The sequence below is a fragment of the Caballeronia sordidicola genome (assembly GCF_000729995.1).
Taxonomy (GTDB): domain Bacteria; phylum Pseudomonadota; class Gammaproteobacteria; order Burkholderiales; family Burkholderiaceae; genus Caballeronia; species Caballeronia sordidicola_A.
This window is the reverse complement of the sequence record NZ_JNFG01000210.1, coordinates 1-19944: the sequence shown is the minus strand read 5'-3', so window position 1 is coordinate 19944 and position 19944 is coordinate 1. Positions and strand designations below refer to the sequence as shown.

The following is a 19944-nucleotide window of genomic DNA, read 5'->3' as shown; positions in this document are numbered from 1 at the left end:
ACGACGTGGATCAATTCAGCCGGCTGCTTGCCGCCTAAGCAGCGCGCGGCAGTGACGCGCAATCTGCCGCTCTTCCTGCGTCTCGATCACGTCGAACTGAACATCGAGAAATTCGAGTCCTTCGCAAATGCGTTCACGCACGCTCGCGGCGTGCTCGCCTATACCGCCGGTGAACACCACGCGGTCGAGACCGCCCATCAATGCGGCATACGCGCCGATGGTCTTGCGCACAGCAGTACAGAAGATATCGATGGCAAGCTCCGCGTCCGCGTCGCTGCGTTGCAGAAGCGCCTGCATGTCATCGTTCGAATCGGAGAGACCCTTGAGGCCGCTTTCGTGATTGATCAGGTGTTCGAGTGCATCAGCGTCAAGCGTTCCGGTCCGCATCAGATAGACCAGCACGCCAGGGTCGAGGTCACCGGTGCGGGTTCCCATGGGAATGCCACCCGTTGGCGTGAGGCCCATGCTTGTATCGATTGAGCGGCCATCGCGAATGGCGCACAGGCTTGCGCCGCTGCCCAGATGCGCGACCACCAGGCGCGCCGGAAGGTCGTTGCCCAGCGATGCGACGATCGACTCATAGGACAGGCCGTGGAAGCCATAGCGCACCACCCCTTCGTCAGCGTAGTGTTTCGGCAGCGCGAGGTGAGTGGCTCGCGCGGGCATGGTCCGGTGGAACGCGGTGTCGAGGCAGGCGAAATGCGGCACGTCGTTGAAAATCTGCTGTGCCAGATCGAGCAGTTCCAGCGCCTGCGGCAGATGCAACGGCGCAAATTGCACCGCATCGCGCAAGGTCTGTTTCACCTCGGGCGTGATGAGCGCATGGTCGGTCAGGTGCGGACCGCCATGCACTACCCGATGCCCCACCGCGGCCAGCGGCTGGTCGAGATGCGCATGCAGCGCGTCGGCCACGCGCTGCAACGCATCGTGCTGCGACTCCATCACGTGGTTTTGCGTGACATCGATCGCACCATCCGATGAACGCATGGTCAGCGAGCCATCATCGCGGCCGATGCCCTTCGCGCTGCCGGTCAGCCACGGAATTTCGTCGCCGCTGTCGGGGTTGATACCGGGCGATTTGCCCGGTAGATAAACGCCGAATTTAAGCGACGACGAACCGCTGTTCAGAACCAAAATACCCAGGGTCATGGTCTCAGCCTTTCCAGACCCAGTTGCGGATTTCATCGCGGTCAATACCTTCCGCGTGGGCGTAGGTAATGCTCGCGTTGATCTGGTCCTTGAGCCAATTCTTCGTGTGAGCGCCGGTATCGCGAAGCCGCGGCACACGATCGATCACATCAATACACAATGAAAAGCGGTCGACCTGGTTGATGATCGCCAACTCGAACGGCGTATTGATGTTGCCGCGCTCTCTATAACCATGCACATGCATGTTTTCGTGATTCGTGCGGTTATACGTGAGCTTGTGAACGAGCGACGGATACGAGTGGAAGTTGAAGATGACCGGCTTCTCGCGCGAGAAAATGGAATCGAAATCGCGACCGGACAAACCGTGCGGATGATCGGTGTCGGGCATCAGCCTGAACAGGTCAACCACGTTGACGAAGCGGATCTTGAGGTCGGGGAAATGTTCCTTCAGTATCTCGACGGCGGCGAGCGATTCCATGGTGGCAATGTCACCGGCAGAGGCCATCACCACGTCCGGTTCGCTGTTCTGGTCCGTCGATGCCCAGTCCCAGATGCCGATACCCTTGGTGCAATGCGCAAGCGCCGCTTCCATGTCGAGGTACTGCAAGTGCGGCTGCTTGTCCGCAACAATCACGTTGATGTAGTCGCGCGAACGCAGGCAATGATCCATCACGCTCAGCAGGCAGTTCGCATCGGGCGGCAGGTAAATGCGCACGACTTCGGGGCTCTTGTTCGTGACGACATCGAGGAAACCCGGGTCCTGGTGGGTGAATCCATTGTGATCCTGACGCCATACGAGCGAGGTAATCAACAAGTTCACTGACGGCACCGGTGCGCGCCAGTCGAGTTCGCTCTTCGCCTTTTCCAGCCACTTGGCGTGCTGGTTGAACATGGAGTCAATCACATGCACGAACGCTTCGTAGGTCGCCAGCAAACCATGCCGGCCTGTCAGCACGTAACCTTCGAACCATCCTTCCAGCGTGTGCTCGCTGAGCATTTCCATCACGCGGCCGTCAGGCGATAACGCACCGCCGTCGCTGTCTTCCGGCTTGATCTCGGCGATCCAGCGTTTGCCCGACGCTTCAAATACGCCATCGAGTTTGTTGCTGGCGGTTTCATCGGGACCGAACAGCTTGAAGCTGCTCATGTTGCGCTTGATTACATCGCGCAGCCAGATTGCAAGCACTGCCGTGGGCGACTGGTACGTGCCGGCGGGATCGTCCACGCCGAACGCGTAGTCGCGGATGTCAGGCAGGTCCAGCGAGCGCCTCAGCCGGCCGCCGTTCGCGTGCGGATTCGCGCTGATGCGGCGCTCGCCCTTCGGCGCGATCTCACGAAGCTCTTCAATCAGCGTGCCGTTTTCGTCGAAGAGTTCTTCGGGTTTGTAGCTGCGCATCCACGCTTCCACGATCTTCAGGCTCTTCGCGTTGGTCACCGGATCGAGCACCGGCACCTGGTGCGCGCGCCAGAAATCTTCGACCTTGTGACCGTCGACTTCCTTCGGACCGGTCCAGCCTTTCGGTGAGCGCAGGACGATCATTGGCCAGCGCGGACGCGTGGTGTCGCCGGTCGAACGCGCATGCGCCTGGATCGCGCGAATCTCGCCGATGCAAGTCTCCAGCGTCTCGGCCATCAGTTGATGCATGACGGCGGGATCGTTGCCCGAGACAAAGTGCGGTTTGTATCCGTACCCGGTCATCAGCGCTTCGAGTTCTTCTTGCGGAATGCGCGCGAGGATGGTCGGGTTCGCGATCTTGTAGCCATTCAAGTGCAGGATGGGCAGCACGGCGCCGTCCACCACCGGGTTCAGGAATTTGTTCGAATGCCACGAGGTGGCGAGCGGACCCGTCTCGGCTTCGCCGTCACCCACCATCACCGCCACGATCAGGTCAGGGTTATCGAATGCCGCCCCGAAGCCGTGCGAGAGGCTGTAACCCAGCTCACCGCCTTCGTGTATTGACCCCGGCGTTTCAGGGGTGCAATGCGAACCGATGCCACCGGGCGACGAGAACGCGCGGAACAGGCGCAGCATGCCGGTTTCGTCGGCGCTGCGATCCGGATAGACCTCGGAGTAATACCCTTCCAGGTACGAGTTCGACAAGGTTGCGGGCGCGCCATGCCCCGGCCCCGAGACATACATGACGTTCAGGTCGTCCTTCATGATCAGGCGGTTCAGGTGCACCCAGGTGAACGACTGACCGGGGTCCGAACCCCAATGTCCAAGCAGGCGCTGCTTGATGTGCTCCGCCTTGAGCGGTTCGCGCAGGAGCGGGTTGGCGCGTAAATAGATCATGCCTACCGACAGATAATTGCAGGCGCGCCAGTACGCGTCGATCTTGCGCAATTCGTCGGGGGAAAGGGGGAGGGAGCGGGGAGTTGCCTGTGTGTCCATATCGTGTCCGTTGTATCCGTTGGTTGGAGGGCGGTGTCACTCGATCCGGCGGGTCACTCTTGCGGGGCGCTCTTGCGGGTTACTCTCGCGGGTCGCTCTTGCTAAGGCATTCAGGCGCTAAGGCATTCTGTATTGTGCCGCGTGCGGCGGGTTTCCGGTCAGTCACGACCATGACATGGATCAATGGCAAGGCTATGACTGGCGGTTTTTTCGCGGGGAGCTAGCATGCAGGAGCGGGTTGAAACCGGCTGACGGTGCTGTCTTGCGCGCGGTTTTAGCGGCTCTTTTCCTGCCACTGCCGCCGGATAACTGGTTGATCAGGTCGCTGTCGGGTTCGTCGCCGGGCGCTTCATCGGCTTCCCCAGGTTCGTCATGCTTTTCAGCACCGATACCACCAATATGTCCGATCACCGCGAAAAATTCCTTCGATGCCTGGCGGATGGTTCGTCCAGGCATCATGGTCATGGCGACCACTTCATGCAGCGACTTATTATCGACAGTTAGAAGTTGCGGCGGGGTGTTCCAGTCGATCGCGCTGTTTGCAAAACCCGCTATGACACGTTGTAGCACCGCCGGAGAAAGCACGCCGCTGTCATAGAGACCGATCAGCGTGGCTTCGGCGGCGGCGAACAATCCGTTCGCTGGGGCGGCACGTTTTGCCATCAGTTTTGCGAGGGAGTCGAAGACGGCTTGACGCGCCAGACCGCGTTGCCCACGTCGTCGGCAACCAGCAGCGCGCCATCACGGTCGAGCGTCACGCCGACCGGGCGTCCCCGTGCGTCGCCGTCCGGCGAGAGGAATCCGGTGAGGATGTCTTCAGGCGGTCCCGACGGCTTTCCCCCGGAAAACGGCACGAAAATCACCTTGTAGCCGCTGCGCGGCTTGCGATTCCACGAGCCATGCTGACCGATGAACGCACCATTGCGATACTTCGCGGGGAACAGGGTGGCGTCGTAAAACGTGAAGCCCAGCGGAGCAGTATGCGACCCCAGCGCGTAGTCCGGCGATATCGCCTTGGCGACCATCTCGGGATTCTGTGGCTTCACGCGGGTATCGACGTGCTGGCCGTAATAACTGTAGGGAAAACCGTAGAAAGCGCCATCTTTCACTGCTGTCATATAGTCGGGAACAAGGTCGTTACCCAGTTCGTCACGCTCGTTGACCACGGTCCAAAGCGCACCGCTTTCGGGGTTCCATGACATGCCATTAGGATTGCGCAAGCCCGATGCGAAGATGCGCGATTGGCCCGTTGCCCGATCGATTTCCATGATCGACGCGCGTCCTGTTTCCGCCTCGATCCCGTTCTCACCCGCGTTGCTGTTCGACCCGACCGTCGCGTAAAGCAGTTTGCCGTCGCGGCTCGCGATCAGGTTCTTGGTCCAGTGATGATCGATAGGTCCTGCCGGCAGATCGATGAGTTTTTCGCCCGGCCCGGTAATCGACGTGTCGCCCGTGTGGTACTTGAAATGCAGTATGGCATCCGTGTTCGCCACGTAGAGATCGTCGCCAACCAGCACCATGCCGAACGGGGAATGCAGCTTGTCGATGAACACGTAGCGCTGGTCTGCTACGCCGTCATGGTTGCTGTCGCGAAGCAGGATGATGCGATCCGGGCTCGCCGTGGCTGCGCCTGCGCGTTTTTGAAATAGTTTCGTGATCCAGCCTTTGATGCCGCTCTTCGAATCGTGTACGGCGGGCGCATTGCTTTCTGCCACAAGCACGTCCCCGTTGGGCAGTGTGGTGAGCCAGCGTGGATGATCGAGTCCCTTGGCAAATGCCGCTACGCTGAAGCCCGCTGCGGCCGTGGGCATCGTGCCTTCGGGCCAGGGTTTCGCGGGTGCTACGTTGAGCGTGGGAATCAGCGTGGTTTGCGGGGGAGGCAGCGTGGGATTCGGGCCATAACCGATCGCCGTGTTGTCTGATGCGTTCGCGCAACCGTCCAGCAACGCGATACCGCTAAAGCTCACCGCGCACACGGTCGCTGTCGCGATCGCCTTGAGCGCTCTCCGGCGGGGGAAGCAAAACGCGCGGCTGGCAAGGTAATCAAGCACCGCCAATGCCCTCGATCATTTTGCCGGTGCCGGTGCCGGTGCCGGTGCCGGTGCACTGTTCGCACTTCTGGCTGTCCTGCTTTCCCGAGCCGTCGCGTGCGGGACAAAGATTCTCGCCAGTTCCAGGCGTGCCGGGCGGAGCTTCGTCCCCGGGAATCAGTTTGGTGTTATCGGGCATGGCGCCTCTTTGGGTGACCGGCAATATGGCAATACTTATCGCCTGGGCGTGCCTGGAGCCAGTGCGCCTTAAGTGCGGTAGCAAGGCGCGTTCCACTTACGCGTTCACGCAACCATCACGGCTTGCGGCCGAACGCTTCGCGCAGGCGCTTCTTGGCGCTATCAAGGATGGTCCGACGTGATTTCGGCAAGTTTCGGCCGGCGCGATTGATGTAGAAGTTCAGCATCGACATGGCGGACTGGAACGGCGTGCCTTTGCGCCGGCTGCTGCGCGTAGATGATTTCTTCAGCGAATCGGCGATCTCCTGCGCGCTGCCTTCCTTGAAAATCTCGTGCTCGATGTCCATTGCATCGCTCGTTTCCATCACGTGATGCGACCAGCGCCCGGTGTTCGAGCCGCTTGAACGCTGCTTTGATTTCGGCTTTGCGCGCGCATGTTTTTGCTGCGTGGTCTTGCGCTTGCCATTGCTGCTCGTGCTGCTCTTCGATGCGGTCGCCATGTCGTCTCTCCCGGGTTATTTAGTCTGTTTTTCAATCAATCTTCAATCGATCGACAGGCGTGTTTGAAAGCCTCGACGATCGCGCGATAAGCACTCTCGTGCGTCCCGGCATCGGGGGCTCGAAGCGCATACGATGACTGCATTAACCGGCGGCGGCGCTGCGCGCTTGTGCGAGCGTCAAGCTAGAACGCATGGCTTCTGCCAACCGCGCGGCAGGCGCCTCGCGCTCACATGCCACGGCCGCTGCAACCTGGCCATCCTTCAGCAGATAGGCGATGAACGCCTGAGCATCGAGATCACCGTCGATCACCACGTCGTCGTGCTCGCTCGCATGGCCGAGATATTCGAAGCGCTTGCCGAAGTGATAGGTCCAGAAATACGGCACGCCCGTGTAATGCTCGTCGCCGCCGGCCATGTTCAGCGCGGCGACACGCGCGTGTTGTTGGGCGACGCGCCAATGTTCTATGCGGAGGGTTTGGTCCGAGCGCGGCAGGGGAAATTGCGCGATGTCGCCGGCGGCGTAAAGGCCGGGCGCGGCACGCATCGATGAATCCACGGGAACGCCGCCGTCGTCCGCCAGTTCGACGCCCTGCAGGAAGTCGGTAGCAGGGCGCACGCCGGTGCCGATGATCACCGCATCCGCCGGCAATTTTTCGCCATTATCGAGCTGCGCTGAGCTCACGACATCATCGCCCAGGAACGCTGCGACCTTGGACTGCATGCGAAAGACCACGCCGTTTTTCTCGTGCAGGCGTTGAAACATCCGCCCTAATTCATCGCCGAATTGCGAGCGAAGCGGCACCTTTCCCGGCGCGATAACGGTGACGTCCATTCCTCGCTTTCTCAACGATGAAGCCACCTCCAGCCCGATGAAACTCGCCCCCACGATCAGCGCTTGCCTTGCGCCTTCGAGCGACGCGAGAATCGTGGAGGCATCGTCTCTCGAGCGCAGCAGGAAAACGCCGGGCAAGTTTGAACCTGGCACATCCATTCGCTTGGGGATTCCACCTGTGCAGATCAGCGCGGCGTCGTAATTCAGCGTGAGTTTGTTGGACAGGTCGATTTGCTTCGTACCGGCATCGAGTTTCTCGACGTGCGCTTCAACCCGTTCAATGCGCTGCGTCGACAGGAAATCATCGGGCAACAGCGGGGGGATCTTCTCGGGCGGCATATCGCCGGCAAGCACGAACTTGCTGAGCGCCGTGCGATCGTAGGGCATGCCGTGTTCGGGTCCGATCAGCACGAGACGGCCATCGAAGCCGGCTTCGCGCAGCGCGGCGCAGGCGGCCGCGCCCGCTGCGCCCGCACCGATCACGACCATCGTGCGTGTGTCAGCGCCCGGCGTGTGCACGGGTCCGGTTTGCTCGTGCGGTGACACCAGAACGTTGCCGTTTTCAATGGCTACCGGATAGCGTTTCAAACCGGTCAGCGGCGGCGGCTCGATCAGGCTGCCATCGGCAACGGCGAACGTCCCTTTATGCCACGGACAAACAATGCGTCCATTGCAGATTGCGCCCTCCTCGAGCGGCGCCCCGGCATGCGGGCAATCGGCTGAAAACGCATGGACCTGGTCGCCTTGGCGGACCAGCAGGATGGGGGTATCGGCGATGCTCACGCGCGTGCCGCGGTCCTCTCGAAGATCGTCGAATCTTGCTGCTTGCTGCATGGAACCGGCCATCTCGCACTCCCGTCAGTCGTTCTTCAGCTTTCAGCAAAAAGCGGGCCGTCGAGCTTGGGCGATGCGTGAATGACTTATAAATGACCTTCGACTTTCTCTTTCCTGCAAATCCCGTAACGTAGCGCCGCAAAAACGCCGCTCACGCTGCGATCCGGCCCAGCGACGCCGACCCGCCGCGTACGGATTGAAGAATGAGCGCCGCGAGTTGCTGCACTGGCGGCTTGGGTGTAGCCGACGCAAGCACGAGTGACAACGGCAGCGAGGGCAGCCCGGGTAATCCCAGATCCCGGCCCTCGAATGCGCTGACGGAAGCGGGCAAGCCATAGCGCGTGCGCACGGTAAGCCCAAGGCCTGCCGCAGCGGCGGCCCACAGGCCGGAGAGGCTCGGACTCGTGAACGCTACGCGCCAACGGATATTCGCGCGATCGAGCGCATCGGTGGCCGCGCTGAAGAACAGGCACGCGCGATCGAACGCGACCAGCGGCAGCGGTTCTGCCGGATCAGGATTCCACGGCAAGGTCGATGAACCGATCCAGCACATCGCAGGCTCGGCGATCATCTCGTGCCGGTCGCTGCCGGGGAGTTCATGGGCCAACGAGACCGCGTCGTCCCAGATCAGGGCAAGGTCGAGATCATTCGAATCGATCCGGCCGAGCAGTTCCGTATTGCGCGCGACCCGTGCCTCGATCCGCACTTTCGGATGCGCGCGCGAGAAGCGTCCCAGGACGTCGGGCAACATGACTTCGCCAAAATCCTCCTGCAGCCCGAGCCTGATCCATCCTTCCAGGTCGGGGCCGCGCACGGCGACGGCTGCTTCGTCGTTGAGATCGATGAGCCTGCGGGCGAACCGCAGCATGGTTTCGCCCGCCTCGGTCAGCGCGAGATTGCGCCCGGCCTTCTTGAACAGCGGCGCGCCCGACTGCTCCTCCAGTTTCTTGATCTGCGCGCTGACGGCCGAGGTCGAGCGTCCGACGCGGTCCGCCGCCTTCGCGAAGCTTCCCAGCTCCATGCCGACCACGAAGGTCCGCAGCGAAGCGACATCGAAATTGGTCTGCGACATGGTTGATCGTCCTGTTTTGTCGAATTATCGATTCAATATTACTTGATATTCAGGATGATGATAAACCGCGACACTGGGTTCATCGACGGCTTTCAAGAGAAAAAAACATGGCAACTCAATGTGCAATCCCCTTGCCGGCAGCGGTGCACCGCAATCTGGGCGCGTCGCACCGATGGAAGGTGCTGGGCGTCGGCGTGGCCGCGAACGTCAGCTTTTCGGCTGCCGCCGCGGGCATTCCCACGACCGCCGTCTGGCTGCGCGCGGATTATCACCTCGGCAACGCCGCGCTCGGGCTGGCGCTGGGGGCCATGGGGCTGGGCGTCGCGCTCACGGAGTTGCCGTGGGGCGTGGCGACCGACCGTTGGGGTGACCGGCCGATCCTGCTGACGGGTTTGGCCGCAACCGCTGCCGCGTTGCTCGCGATGATGCTGTTTGTCGTGCCGTCGCATGCGGCTGTTCCGGGCTTGTTGTGGCTCGTGATGTCGATGGGCCTGGTCGGTCTGGTCGGCGGGAGCGTGAACGGATCCAGCGGGCGTGCGGTCATGCGCTGGTTCCAGGAAGGCGAACGCGGTCTGGCGATGAGCATTCGCCAGACCGCCGTGCCGCTTGGCGGCGGGCTGGGCGCGTTGGTGCTGCCCTGGCTTGCATCTACCGGAGGATTCCGCCCGGTCTACGGGGTGCTGGCGGTCATGTGCGCAGTCTCGGGCGTGCTCGCCTGGTTCTGGCTGCACGAGCCGCCGGAGGCGCCTGTCGAAGCGCATGCCGGTTCGAATGCGAGTTCGCCTGTGCCACCCGCGGCTGTAGTTAGTCCGCTGCATGACAGGATGATCTGGCGTGTCGTGGCGGGCATCGGCATTTTGTGCGTTCCGCAGTTCGCGGTGCTGACTTTCGCCACCGTGTTTCTGCATGACTTCGGGCACGTCGGCATAGCGGGCATTACCGCGACGATGGTCACCGTCCAGCTCGGCGCAATGATCATGCGGGTCGCGAGCGGCCGTTTCACCGATAAACGCGGCAACCGGCGTTCGTATTTGCGCGCGTCGACGCTGGTCGCGGTGGCGTCGTTCGTGGTGCTGGGCGCTGCGGTGGCGTCGGGTCACCGGTTGCCGGAGGCGTTGCTGATGGTGCTGATCGCGTTCGCCGGAATCTGCGTGTCCGCGTGGCACGGCGTGGCCTACACCGAACTCGCGACGCTGGCCGGCAAGGATCGCGCGGGCACCGCGCTCGGGATGGTCAATACCGGCGTATATCTCGGCTTGTTCCTGACGCCGGTGTGCATACCGCATTTGCTCGCGATCGGATCGTGGGGCGTGGTCTGGCTCGTTGCGGCTGTCTGTGCGCTGGTTGCTTATCCGCTGTTTCCGAAACCGGTGAAGCCGGTGACGCTCGTGGCGCGGGTGTCGTGACAGGTTTGGTCGCGGGCTGGGTCAATTCGGAAAGGGCGGTTTAACGCGTTCTCTGATGTCTACGGGCTTCGCTTCACGCTGTTTGCGTATCGGCATTGGCCGGCATCGCTGCAAGTTTTTTACATTGTTTGCGAATGCCTTTGAAAATGGCGTCGGCGACGTCAGCGGGAAAGTCCGTCGGCAACCGCGATGCGACACGATCAAGATTCGTGTCGGTGGTCTCGATCAGTTCCCCTATCATTTGCTCCACGCTCGCCGGGCTCAGTCCTGTTTGGCGGCCTTGGCTGATCCAGTGCCGACGTTGGATCTGCATGATTGAATAGTGGTTCGAACTGCCGCGCACGGCCATCGCAAGCTTCGCTTTCTGCGGCGCGAGTTTGTTCGCGCCCGAACCAAGGATTGGATGCGCTGACAAAATGTCGTAGAGCGGCGTAGACCGATAGTCTCCGCGCGGCAGCAACGCGAGGCTGAAATTCTTAGCGTGACCATCGGTGGCGGCAAGCAGCCAGAACACGATCTGCGTCTTGAAGAAGTTCTGCCGGTCACGCTCCGCTTCAATCGAACCGGACAGAAAATCCATGATCGTGCCGATGCCGGGGCCGCCATCCATTTGATATTTCAATGCCGGCGGCGTGCCTGTCGCCTGGCAGAAATCTTCTTGCGGCAGCCGGATGATCCAACTGCCGTCGCTTGCCATGCGTCGATCGAAGCGCTCAACGGATAGCACCTTGACACCATCGAACGATTCGATTGCCGTGTGCGCGACCGGCAGTCCGTACCCTGCCACGATCTGGGCGCATAACCACTCGTTTTCCACTGACGTGCGCATATCCGCCTGCATGTTGCCGACCTTGCCGAGCGGCAGCTTCAGAATGTGGCTGGTGGGTGTGCTGTCCGTGGGCAACAACCAGCGACCTTCGTGGTGGAGCAGCGCGGTCTTTTCCTGCGCACCGGCAATAGAGAGCCGTAGGTCTGCGTTGTGTTCGTCGCGCACGAGCGAGGTGGCCGCTGTCGTATTGCGCAGGATCTGCGCAATAGCGGCGCTGGTGAGGGGTGTTCCGGCGATCTGGAACAGGCCGGAGGGCTCTTCGTCGTCGGGCAACAATTGCAATGCACCCACACAGTCCCGGCCGAGCGCGCTAAGGAGCAGGAACGGAGTGGTGTCGCGAAGCTTGTAACGGGCCGCAAGACGTCTACGAATGGCGACACTGTCGGGCAGGAGGTTGTCGAAGAAGTCCGTGACCACGTGGCCTGTGTACGGCAGGTTGCCAGGGCGAAACGGTAACGACAGCGACAATGGGCGGCCTTGGGGGTCGCCAAGCCAGTCGGTGAAATAGGAAAAAGATTCGCGACCTCGGACGTTTTCCCAAATGCCGACGGGGATGCCATTCATCCAGACGTTGAGTCTTTGCGTGCGTGATATCCGGGTCATGCCTACCAGTTCTCTTTCTTCAATGCACCCTGCTTTCTCGCGGCCGGTTTAGGCTGCTTGCGCGGGGCGGCACGCGGTTTTTGCGTGGCAGGGTTGTTGTACGGAATTTCCGGTTCGGCCAGGAAAAGCGGCGGGTGCTCGCCGGCTTCGGGGGCGTCGTCGCTCAAGACCAGATCCACGTGCAAAACCCGCAGCACTCGGAAAAGCCGCTCCACGCTCGCGGAGGCGGGATTTGCCTCGAGTTGAGCGTAACTTTGTTGCGTGATGCCAAGCTTCTCTGAAAGTGCTGCCTGAGTCAGGCCGGCGGCCCGACGATAGCCTTTGAGAATGGGCTGCAACTGGCTTATGGCCTTGATTCGGTAGTCCAAGGAATACCTCGGGAAAAGTCACTCTACCTACATTCTACAGGTTAAAAGTTGTGTTTTACAAATACAGTCTAAAAATTGTATTTTGAAGATACAGCTTAAAAGCTGTATAGTGAATTTACAGGTTAAAAACTGTATATAGACTGCGCGAATCGACCTGTCTTGCAAACCCGCCGCCGCGCGTTGCGTGAACCCGTCGCGCGTTGCCAGACCGTTTCCCGCGCTCCAGCAGAAAAAGCGTGTTGCCGCTACTATTGCGAAGATGAAAAATCTTCCGGACTACGCGTCTCGAACGCTTTCAAACCCACTTTTCGATTTCGTCGAACGGCATCCGCGGCTGTTCGTTTTGTCTGGTGCTGGAATTAGTACGGAATCCGGAATACCTTGTTACCGGGATACTGAAGGGCAGCGTACCGGTCGAGCGCCTATTTTGCTGAAAGACTTTATGGGCTCGGAGTTTTCGCGCAAACGCTATTGGGCACGCAGCATGATCGGCTGGCCATTGGTCGCGGGTGCCGCACCGAATGCCGCGCATCTCGCGGTTGCCCGGCTCGAGCGCCTGGGTTTGTTCGAAAGGCTTGTCACGCAAAACGTCGATGGGCTGCATTCAAGCGCGGGCAATACGGACGTGATCGAGTTGCACGGCAATATCGGCCGGGTGCGGTGTATGGGGTGTGGCGATGAGACCTCACGCGCAGCGCTCCAGCAGAGGCTTATTGCCGATAACCCGGGCTTCGTCGGCTTGGCTGCGTTGCCGGTGGCGGACGGCGATGCGCAGCTCGAAGGCTATGACTTCGATGCTTTCCACCCGCCGTCTTGTACGCGTTGCGGCGGTTTGCTCAAGCCTGACGTGGTGTTTTTCGGTGAGGGCGTGCCGAGGACCCGCGTGGACGCGGCGGCTGCCGCGCTCGAGCAGGCAGATGCCATGCTCGTGCTCGGTTCGTCGCTGATGGTGTATTCGGGTTTTCGCTTTTGCGAGTGGGCGGCACGTGCTGGCAAGCCGATCGCGGCGATCAATCTTGGGAAGACGCGCGCCGACGCGCTATTACAACTGAAGGTCGAAGCGCCGTGCGGGCCGACGCTCGATGTGCTGGCGAGCGAACTGGAGCAGCAACTGGACAGAAGCGCTTAGCTATCGAGCTCCTGCTCGCGTCTCACCCGCGCTTCCTCCTCAAGCCGGATGTCCTCGATTTCCTGCATCACAGCTTCGAGATCCACCGGCGTGGTGTCCACTTCCACGTGACCGGTAAGCTTCGTATCGATAGTGAGCAAACCCGCCTCATACAGCGCCCACATTTCCTTGCCGTAGCTCGCCTTCAGCAATTCCGGCGCGAACTGGCCGAAGTAGGTCGCGAGGTTATCGACGTCACGTTGCAGCATGGCTGCCGCTTCGTTATTGCCGGCGGCATCCACGGCCTGCGGCAAGTCGATGATCACCGGACCGTCGGCGGCCAGCAGGATGTTGTATTCGGACAAATCGCCGTGAATCATGCCGGCGCACAACATGCGCACGACTTCACTCAGCAATAGTTCATGCAGCTCGAGCGCGCGCGCATGGCTCATGTCCACGTCATTCAGACGCGGCGCGACGTCGCCCTGGGCGTCTACCACCAGTTCCATCAGCAACACGCCATCCGTGCAGATGTACGGTTGCGGCACACGCACGCCGGCATTGGCGAGCCGGAACAGTGCGTCGACCTCGGCGTTCTGCCACGCTTCTTCCTGCATCTGGCGGCCGTAGCGCGTGCCTTTCTCCATCGCGCGCGCTTGCCGGCTGTTTTTCACCGTGCGGCCTTCGCGGTACGAAGCCGCTTGCCGGAAGCTGCGCTGCTTCGCGTCTTTATAGACCTTCGCGCAACGGGTTGAGTCGCCGCTGCGCACGACATAGACGGTTGCTTCCTTGCCGCTCATCAACTGGCCGATCACTTCGTCGATCAGACCCTCTTCCAGCAGCGGCAGCAGCCTTTTGGGGGTTTTCATACGGCCACCGCATAGGGAAGGGCTTCGCGTAAGGCGCGAAGGGGGTGGCAGGCGGGGAGGGAGGAAATTGGAATCATGGCGGATTATAGAGGCAACGCGGATTTGCCCGCGCAGAAGTGGATGCGCGGGTCGTTACCCGGGTACCTGAAGCCCCGTTGTCTGCTGAATAGAAAAACGCCGCTGCGAGCTTGACTCGCAGCGGCGTTTTATTATTAGCTCAGGTTTCAGCTTCCAAGTGCCGGGTCAGACATGCTGCTATTGCCGGTTTCCACATGTCCTGCAAGACGCCGGACGAAAGTGGCGTCTGAAGCGGTGGTGATGCTCAGGTCATACCAGCCATACGACGCGCGCAGGTCGAGATAAAGGCTTTCGGTGTCGCCACCACGCACCTGGCGCGTAATGACCGTACCGGGCGCATAAGCGTTCGCCACCTTGAACTGGCAGCTCGTTGTGCCCAGGTTCTTCAGGCGCAATTGCAGGTTGCCGTTGGCGACGTCGTAACCCTCGGCGACTTCCGGCAGCGCCTGCTTGTCATTCCACCAGTGCTGCTGGACCGCCGTGCCGGTAAAACGGCGCAGGAAGCCGTTCGGACCGTACACGATGAAGTCGTAGGTATTGGTGGCGCTCAGCGGGAATTGATCCTGCAGGCGTTTGTCGGCTTCAACGGTATAGCAGCTCGGCGCGGTCTGGCTGTTGGCCGTGTACACAAGGAAGGTCGCGCCGGCATTGCCGGTATTGATGAAGTCGAAGGTCACGCCCTTGCCCGTATTCGTGTGGGCGTGAACGAAGAACTCATAGGGCAACGCGCGAGCGGGACGCACGCCGGGTTCCTGTTTCGGCACGGCCTGGACGGCAGGCGGCACAGGCACATAGTCAGGATGACGAATCTGTTGCGTGGGGGCGTAGCCGCTCGTGTCCGGCAAGCTCGGCAATGCGGCGTTCGGGTTCTTGAAATTGAATGCGGACGTCAAGTCGCCGCAGATCGCCCGGCGCCACGGCGTGATGTTCGATTCTGTAACGTTTGCACGTGAACCAAAACGCTTTTCGATAAATTGAATCACCGAGGTATGGTCGAACAGTTCCGAGCACACGTAACCGCCTTTCGACCAGGGCGAGACAACCAGCATCGGCACCCGTGTTCCAAGGCCGTAGGGACCCGCCTGATAGCTGCTGCTGCCCGGGAAGATCTCATTGACGGTGCTGACCGTGGATTTGCCGTTCGCAGCGGAAGAAGGCGGGAACGGCGGCACGACGTGATCGAAGAAGCCATCATTTTCGTCGTAGTTGATCAGCAGCACCGTCTTGCTCCATACCTCCGGATTCGACGTCAGGATCTGCAGCACCTGATCGACGTACCACGCGCCATAGTTGGCCGGCCAGTTCGGATGCTCGGAGAACGCTTCGGGCGCAACAATCCACGAGACCTGCGGCAACGCGTTGTTCTGCACGTCGCGCTTGAGGATGTCGAAATAACCGTCGCCGGCTGCCGCGTTCGTGCCGGTGCGCGCCTTCTCATACAGCGGACTGCCTGGCTGCGCATTGCGATACTGATTCAGGTAGAGCAGCGCATTGTCACCATAGTTGCCGATGTACGCGTCGCTGGTCCAGCCCCACGAGCCGTTAGCATCGAGCCCGGTGCCGATGTCCTGATAGATCTTCCACGAGATGTTCGCACTCTCGAGCACTTCCGGATACGACGACCAGCTATAACCGAGTTCGGCATTGTCGATCACCGGGCCGCCGCCGTTGCCGTCGTTGCCCACCCAGCCGGTCCACATGTAATAGCGGTTCGGGTCCGTCGATGAGTTGATCGAGCAGTGATACGCGTCGCAAATGGTGAAGGCGTCGGCGAGCTGGTAGTGAAACGGAATGTCCTGGCGCGTCAGATACGCCATCGTGGTCGTGCCTTTGTAGGGCACCCACTGATCGTAACGGCCCTGGTCGTAAGCACCCTTGCCCGTGGTCCAGTCGTGCGGCAGATCCTGGATGAACTGGTTGCCGAGATCAGGCGCGCTCGGGCGGAACGGCAGCACTTCGCCGAGTCCCGCAGCAATGGGCTGGTTGAACACGGGTTGGCCGTTGGGAAGTTGCACGGCGCGGGTGTCTCCAAAACCGCGCACGCCCTGGAGCGTGCCGAAGTAGTGATCGAAAGAGCGGTTTTCCTGCATCAGCACGACGATATGCTCGACGTCCTTGATGCTGCCGTGCTGATTATTGGCGGGGATGGCGAGTGCATTGCGGATGCCGGCCGGCACGATACCTAGTGCGGTGGCGGAACCGGCTGCCTGTGCGGCAGCCTTGAGAAAGTCACGTCGGCTTTTTAAGTTCATGGGTCTCTGTCGGTCGTGGGGGGAAGGCAAGAACAGGCTCGCCGGCCGCTTTAGTTGTCGCCCTTGTGTCACTCGGCGTCGTGGATAACCGGCGGCAACAAGGGCTCGGAAGCGGCGGCGAGCGGGGAGGCTTGGGTAACACTGGACGTCGCTGTTGCCGGCTGGGTCTGCTGCAAAGCCCAGCGCTGTATGTCCGACGATCCCGCTGAAGCAGATGCATCGGTTTGCTGAATAGAAGAAGCGGAAGGAGAGGAAGAAGCGGAAAAAGCGGGTGATGAAGACAACGAAACTGCGGACTGCTCCGGCGATGAAGTGGACGCCGCGGGTTGATCATGGTCCCCGCATGCGGTGAGCATCGTGCACACGAGCACGGCGGCGCATAGCCAACCGGTATTAAGTAATCTGCTGAGCACAAGCGTCCTCTGGACGGTTTGCGTATTTGCGCGACGGGGCGCCATGCGCGTGCGAATGGCGTCGGGAAACGGCAAGCCAGAGGATAGAAATTACACGTGTAGGAATTATTAAATAATCGAAATAACCTCCTTATCGTAATTAAATCGTAATTAATATGTTTAATTAAAGAAAGAATTGTTAGTCGAGAGGAAGAGGGTTAGCCGCCGGTTAATAACATTTACCGGTCGTCGTGACACCACCCACGGTTTGTCCATGCCGCCGCCACGGAAAACCACATGGTTGTGAAGAATTCGTTAAAGCTCACGATTTGCATGCCGTAAAGAGGGGAGCAGGGGCAGCTATCGACTGTCACTGGCTGTGATCCGAAGTCCCGCAACGGCGACTCCTGCGTGCTCGACGAGGAACGCCGGCCGGACCATAACAACATTGTTGCGGTCCGGTCGCGCCAGATTCAATTGATCCAAAACGCATCTGGCCGACCGGACGAAACAGGAGAACACGATGTTCACCGATACGGCGCAGCGGGTCTTGCAACTAAGCGACTACGCGGTGCGCCTTGCCGCTGCACGTGACCGGAGCTACGTGCTCGCACGTGAGGTCGAGAAGTCGCAAGCCACGCTGAACGGGGTGGCCCAGGATCCCGCAAGCGACGCCGCCCTTTGCCGCTATGCGGCCGACGCCCTCGAATCCTTGTGCGAGAACCTGGTGCGGCTGTGTGCGCTGACCGACCAGGCGTCGGCGAATGCCGAAGCGCTTGCGGCCTTGCCGCTCAAGTTTTTCTCCGATAACGAAGGCGCTGCCGAGGACCTCGAAGCCGCGGTCCTGTCGCTGGGCGAGGCAACGTCGACCGCTGAAACCCAGCTTGCCGAGCTGGCGCAAGTCGTGGCGGAGGCGTGCGGCGCCGTCAATGAAATGCGGCGACCGACGCAAATCGGGTAAACCCCGGTCCAGGAATTTTGACACGGTAATATGCGGGTATACGCGAGGCGGTAATTCGTTTCGCGTGCGCCGCATGCATTGCGCTGGTCCGGTGATCCCGGTCCAGCGTTTTGCCTGGCGCACCAAACAGGAGGGTTCGCCGCGTGGCGGACTCGTCGTATCGGAACTGGCCATAAGCCGTGACCGACACTTGTCCCGGGTATTACACATGTCCATTGCAGCATCCCTATGCTCACTCGCGCGAGGTTTGCACCGCGCACGCGATCACCGGTCCATCGCCCGTGGCGTTGTCTCCCCTTCATCTCGTCTGCTGACCCGTCTGCTCGGCGCCGATCCCGGCCTGCTGCGTTTTCACACCGCGCTTCGCAGTGCGATTGCCTGCGTGCTGACGGGCGTAGTGACGATCGGCTGGACCGTTCACACGCATCAGCCGCCGACGCTCGCCGCGTTCGCGTTGCTGTTCGCGATGGTCGCGCCGCTATTTCTCCGTGATGCCTCGCCGCGTGGCTGGTTCCGTTCACTTGCTGTTATCTATGGCGCGGGGTCTGCGAGCCTGATCGCAGCGAGCACGCTGGCGGCCTGGCCGCTCGTAGCGGACGCGGCATTCCTTGCCGTACTGTTCGCGGCGATGCTTGTACAGGCATGTGGACCGCGTGCGCTTGGCGGCGCGATGACGGCAGTTGTTTCGTTCTACCTAGGGCTTTATCTCCATCCGGCGCTCGCGCACGTGTTCGCGATGCTCGGGTTGTCGACGGTCGCGCTTGCTTGCGTGGCGTTCACCGGTCGCGTGCTGGTGCCGACCCGGCCCGAGCTCACGTTGCGTCGCGCGCTGTCCGCGGTGATGCAGCGAGCCACGACCGTACTTGCCGACCGCCGTGCTGATGAGCCCAACGCCATGCGTCATTTGTCGCTGTTAAACGAAGCGGCGCTTGCTGTTGAAGAGCAGCTTGGCCTGCTCGATCTCCCGGGCGCGCAGCGACTGCGGGCGTGCCTGATCGATGTCGAGGTCGCGGCGGGTCAGCATGCGGTGGATTCGAGCCGGCTTGATCGAAGCGATGTGCGCTTGACGGTTGCCCTCCGACGTTTGTCGCGTGCGGGCCGTGACGCGGTGGCATCGACCGCACGCGCCGCGAAAACCGGTGTGAAGCGCGGTGTGAAGCTGACAACCGGCGCAGCGCTTGTTTGGCGCGATGCGCTTTCCTGGCTACCCGCCTGCCGCGCGACGACGGCCGCGTTGATCGCCATGCTGATCGGCCATTCGGTGTCGCCGGAGCGATGGTTCTGGGCCGTCATCACGACCTTCGTGGTGTTCCTCGGCACACGTTCGCGCGGCGACACGATCCGCAAGACCGGCGAGCGCGTGCTTGGCACGCTCGCAGGCGTGGCCGTCAGTGCAGCGCTCGTGGGCGCGCTTCATGGCACGCCATGGTTGCTGGTTGCCGCGATGGCCGCGTGCGTGTTCGGCTGGGCATACTTCATCCTGACCTTGTATGGGCAGGGCGTGTTTTTCATCACCGTGCTGGTCGGGCTTATCTATGGCGAGTTGGGCTTCGCTATTGGACCGCTGATCGAGATGCGCGTGGAGGAAGTGTTCGTTGGCTGTGTTGTGTCGATAGCCGTAGCGGTATTGATGATGCCGCTGCGCACGTCTCATCACGTCGATGTCAAGGTGACCGGCGTGCTTGATGCGCTCGACGAGGTCTTGCGCGTTTGCAATACGAGCGTTGATGTACCCGGGCTCCATCCGCTTACGGCCATGCGAGCGCTCGACCGGCGTTGGCACGAGTTGCGAGTCGCATTGCGGCCGTTGCAGACGCAGCGCGTGTTCGCATGGAACACGCAGATGGAACTTGCCGTCGGGTCGCTGTTCGCGTGCGTGCAAGCGGCGCGTGAGTTGGCGAGTGAGACGGCGCGTGAGACGGCACGCGGCGCAGCCGTTGCGGCAACCGATGAAGCCCGCGCACGCCTCGCCGGAGCAATGGTGTTGTTTGCTGCGCGGTCCGGGCGCAACACCCGGGGCTCGGACGCGGCGCTCGCCGGGGAGGTTGTTGCTGCGCGTTAGCGGTTAAGG

At 61.2% G+C, this 19944-nt stretch carries 16 protein-coding genes; 4 read left to right on the top strand and 12 right to left on the bottom strand.

Annotated features, from left to right (window positions below; translation table 11 throughout):
- Positions 1 to 15 precede the first annotated feature (15 nt).
- The 8 genes from FH08_RS0144305 to FH08_RS0144270 all read right to left on the bottom strand — a co-directional run bounded on the left by FH08_RS0144305 (position 16) and on the right by FH08_RS0144270 (position 9007).
- Positions 16 to 1149 carry an acetate/propionate family kinase gene (locus FH08_RS0144305; RefSeq protein WP_031364527.1) on the bottom strand — a complete coding sequence of 378 codons (1134 nt, stop codon included), beginning with the start codon at positions 1147 to 1149 and terminating at the stop codon, positions 16 to 18.
- Between the two features lie 4 nt (positions 1150 to 1153).
- Positions 1154 to 3541 (bottom strand): phosphoketolase, encoded by a 2388-nt coding sequence (locus FH08_RS0144300; protein ID WP_031364526.1) that lies wholly within the window; start codon positions 3539 to 3541, stop codon positions 1154 to 1156.
- Positions 3542 to 3733: 192 nt separating this feature from the next.
- Positions 3734 to 4174: a hypothetical protein gene (locus tag FH08_RS0144295; protein WP_235210701.1), complete on the bottom strand. Its 441-nt coding sequence runs from the start codon at positions 4172 to 4174 to the stop codon at positions 3734 to 3736.
- 29 nt (positions 4175 to 4203) lie between these two features.
- Positions 4204 to 5493, bottom strand: a complete 1290-nt coding sequence (locus tag FH08_RS0144290; RefSeq protein ID WP_051889002.1) for a PQQ-dependent sugar dehydrogenase — start codon at positions 5491 to 5493, stop codon at positions 4204 to 4206.
- Positions 5494 to 5584: 91 nt separating this feature from the next.
- The gene (locus FH08_RS0144285; protein WP_031364523.1) at positions 5585 to 5770 is read right to left on the bottom strand and encodes a hypothetical protein; all 186 of its coding nucleotides are present in this window, start codon (positions 5768 to 5770) and stop codon (positions 5585 to 5587) included.
- A gap of 115 nt (positions 5771 to 5885) precedes the next feature.
- Complete coding sequence (locus FH08_RS0144280) at positions 5886 to 6269, bottom strand: DUF3175 domain-containing protein (protein ID WP_031364522.1); 384 nt, start codon at positions 6267 to 6269, stop codon at positions 5886 to 5888.
- Between the two features lie 142 nt (positions 6270 to 6411).
- Positions 6412 to 7947 (bottom strand): FAD-dependent oxidoreductase, encoded by a 1536-nt coding sequence (locus FH08_RS0144275; RefSeq protein WP_031364521.1) that lies wholly within the window; start codon positions 7945 to 7947, stop codon positions 6412 to 6414.
- Positions 7948 to 8086: 139 nt separating this feature from the next.
- A complete protein-coding gene (locus tag FH08_RS0144270; RefSeq protein ID WP_031364520.1) occupies positions 8087 to 9007 on the bottom strand; it encodes a LysR substrate-binding domain-containing protein in 921 nt (306 codons plus the stop codon).
- A gap of 107 nt (positions 9008 to 9114) precedes the next feature.
- On the opposite strand from FH08_RS0144270, the gene FH08_RS0144265 reads away from it, so the two are divergent.
- Positions 9115 to 10413 (top strand): MFS transporter, encoded by a 1299-nt coding sequence (locus FH08_RS0144265; RefSeq protein ID WP_051888997.1) that lies wholly within the window; start codon positions 9115 to 9117, stop codon positions 10411 to 10413.
- Between the two features lie 73 nt (positions 10414 to 10486).
- On the opposite strand, the gene FH08_RS0144260 is transcribed toward FH08_RS0144265, so the two are convergent.
- Positions 10487 to 11845 carry a type II toxin-antitoxin system HipA family toxin gene (locus FH08_RS0144260; RefSeq protein ID WP_031364518.1) on the bottom strand — a complete coding sequence of 453 codons (1359 nt, stop codon included), beginning with the start codon at positions 11843 to 11845 and terminating at the stop codon, positions 10487 to 10489.
- A gap of 2 nt (positions 11846 to 11847) precedes the next feature.
- The gene (locus tag FH08_RS50125) at positions 11848 to 12213 is read right to left on the bottom strand and encodes a helix-turn-helix domain-containing protein (RefSeq protein WP_031364517.1); all 366 of its coding nucleotides are present in this window, start codon (positions 12211 to 12213) and stop codon (positions 11848 to 11850) included.
- 259 nt (positions 12214 to 12472) lie between these two features.
- On the opposite strand from FH08_RS50125, the gene FH08_RS0144250 reads away from it, so the two are divergent.
- Positions 12473 to 13342, top strand: coding sequence for an NAD-dependent protein deacetylase (locus tag FH08_RS0144250; RefSeq protein WP_031364516.1), 870 nt, complete (start codon positions 12473 to 12475; stop codon positions 13340 to 13342).
- Here the strand turns inward: FH08_RS0144250 and FH08_RS0144245 are convergent.
- Together FH08_RS0144245 and FH08_RS0144240 are read right to left on the bottom strand one after the other, a co-directional pair.
- Positions 13339 to 14190, bottom strand: coding sequence for a PA4780 family RIO1-like protein kinase (locus FH08_RS0144245; RefSeq protein ID WP_031364515.1), 852 nt, complete (start codon positions 14188 to 14190; stop codon positions 13339 to 13341). The two genes, FH08_RS0144250 and FH08_RS0144245, sit on opposite strands and share 4 nt — an antisense overlap.
- Before the next feature lie 224 nt (positions 14191 to 14414).
- A complete protein-coding gene (locus FH08_RS0144240; protein WP_031364514.1) occupies positions 14415 to 16520 on the bottom strand; it encodes a phosphocholine-specific phospholipase C in 2106 nt (701 codons plus the stop codon).
- Between the two features lie 915 nt (positions 16521 to 17435).
- Here FH08_RS0144240 and FH08_RS52820 point away from each other — a divergent pair.
- Positions 17436 to 17873 carry a hypothetical protein gene (locus tag FH08_RS52820; RefSeq protein WP_031364513.1) on the top strand — a complete coding sequence of 146 codons (438 nt, stop codon included), beginning with the start codon at positions 17436 to 17438 and terminating at the stop codon, positions 17871 to 17873.
- A gap of 208 nt (positions 17874 to 18081) precedes the next feature.
- Positions 18082 to 19935 (top strand): FUSC family protein, encoded by a 1854-nt coding sequence (locus FH08_RS0144230; protein ID WP_160172563.1) that lies wholly within the window; start codon positions 18082 to 18084, stop codon positions 19933 to 19935.
- The last annotated feature ends 9 nt before the right edge of the window (positions 19936 to 19944 follow it).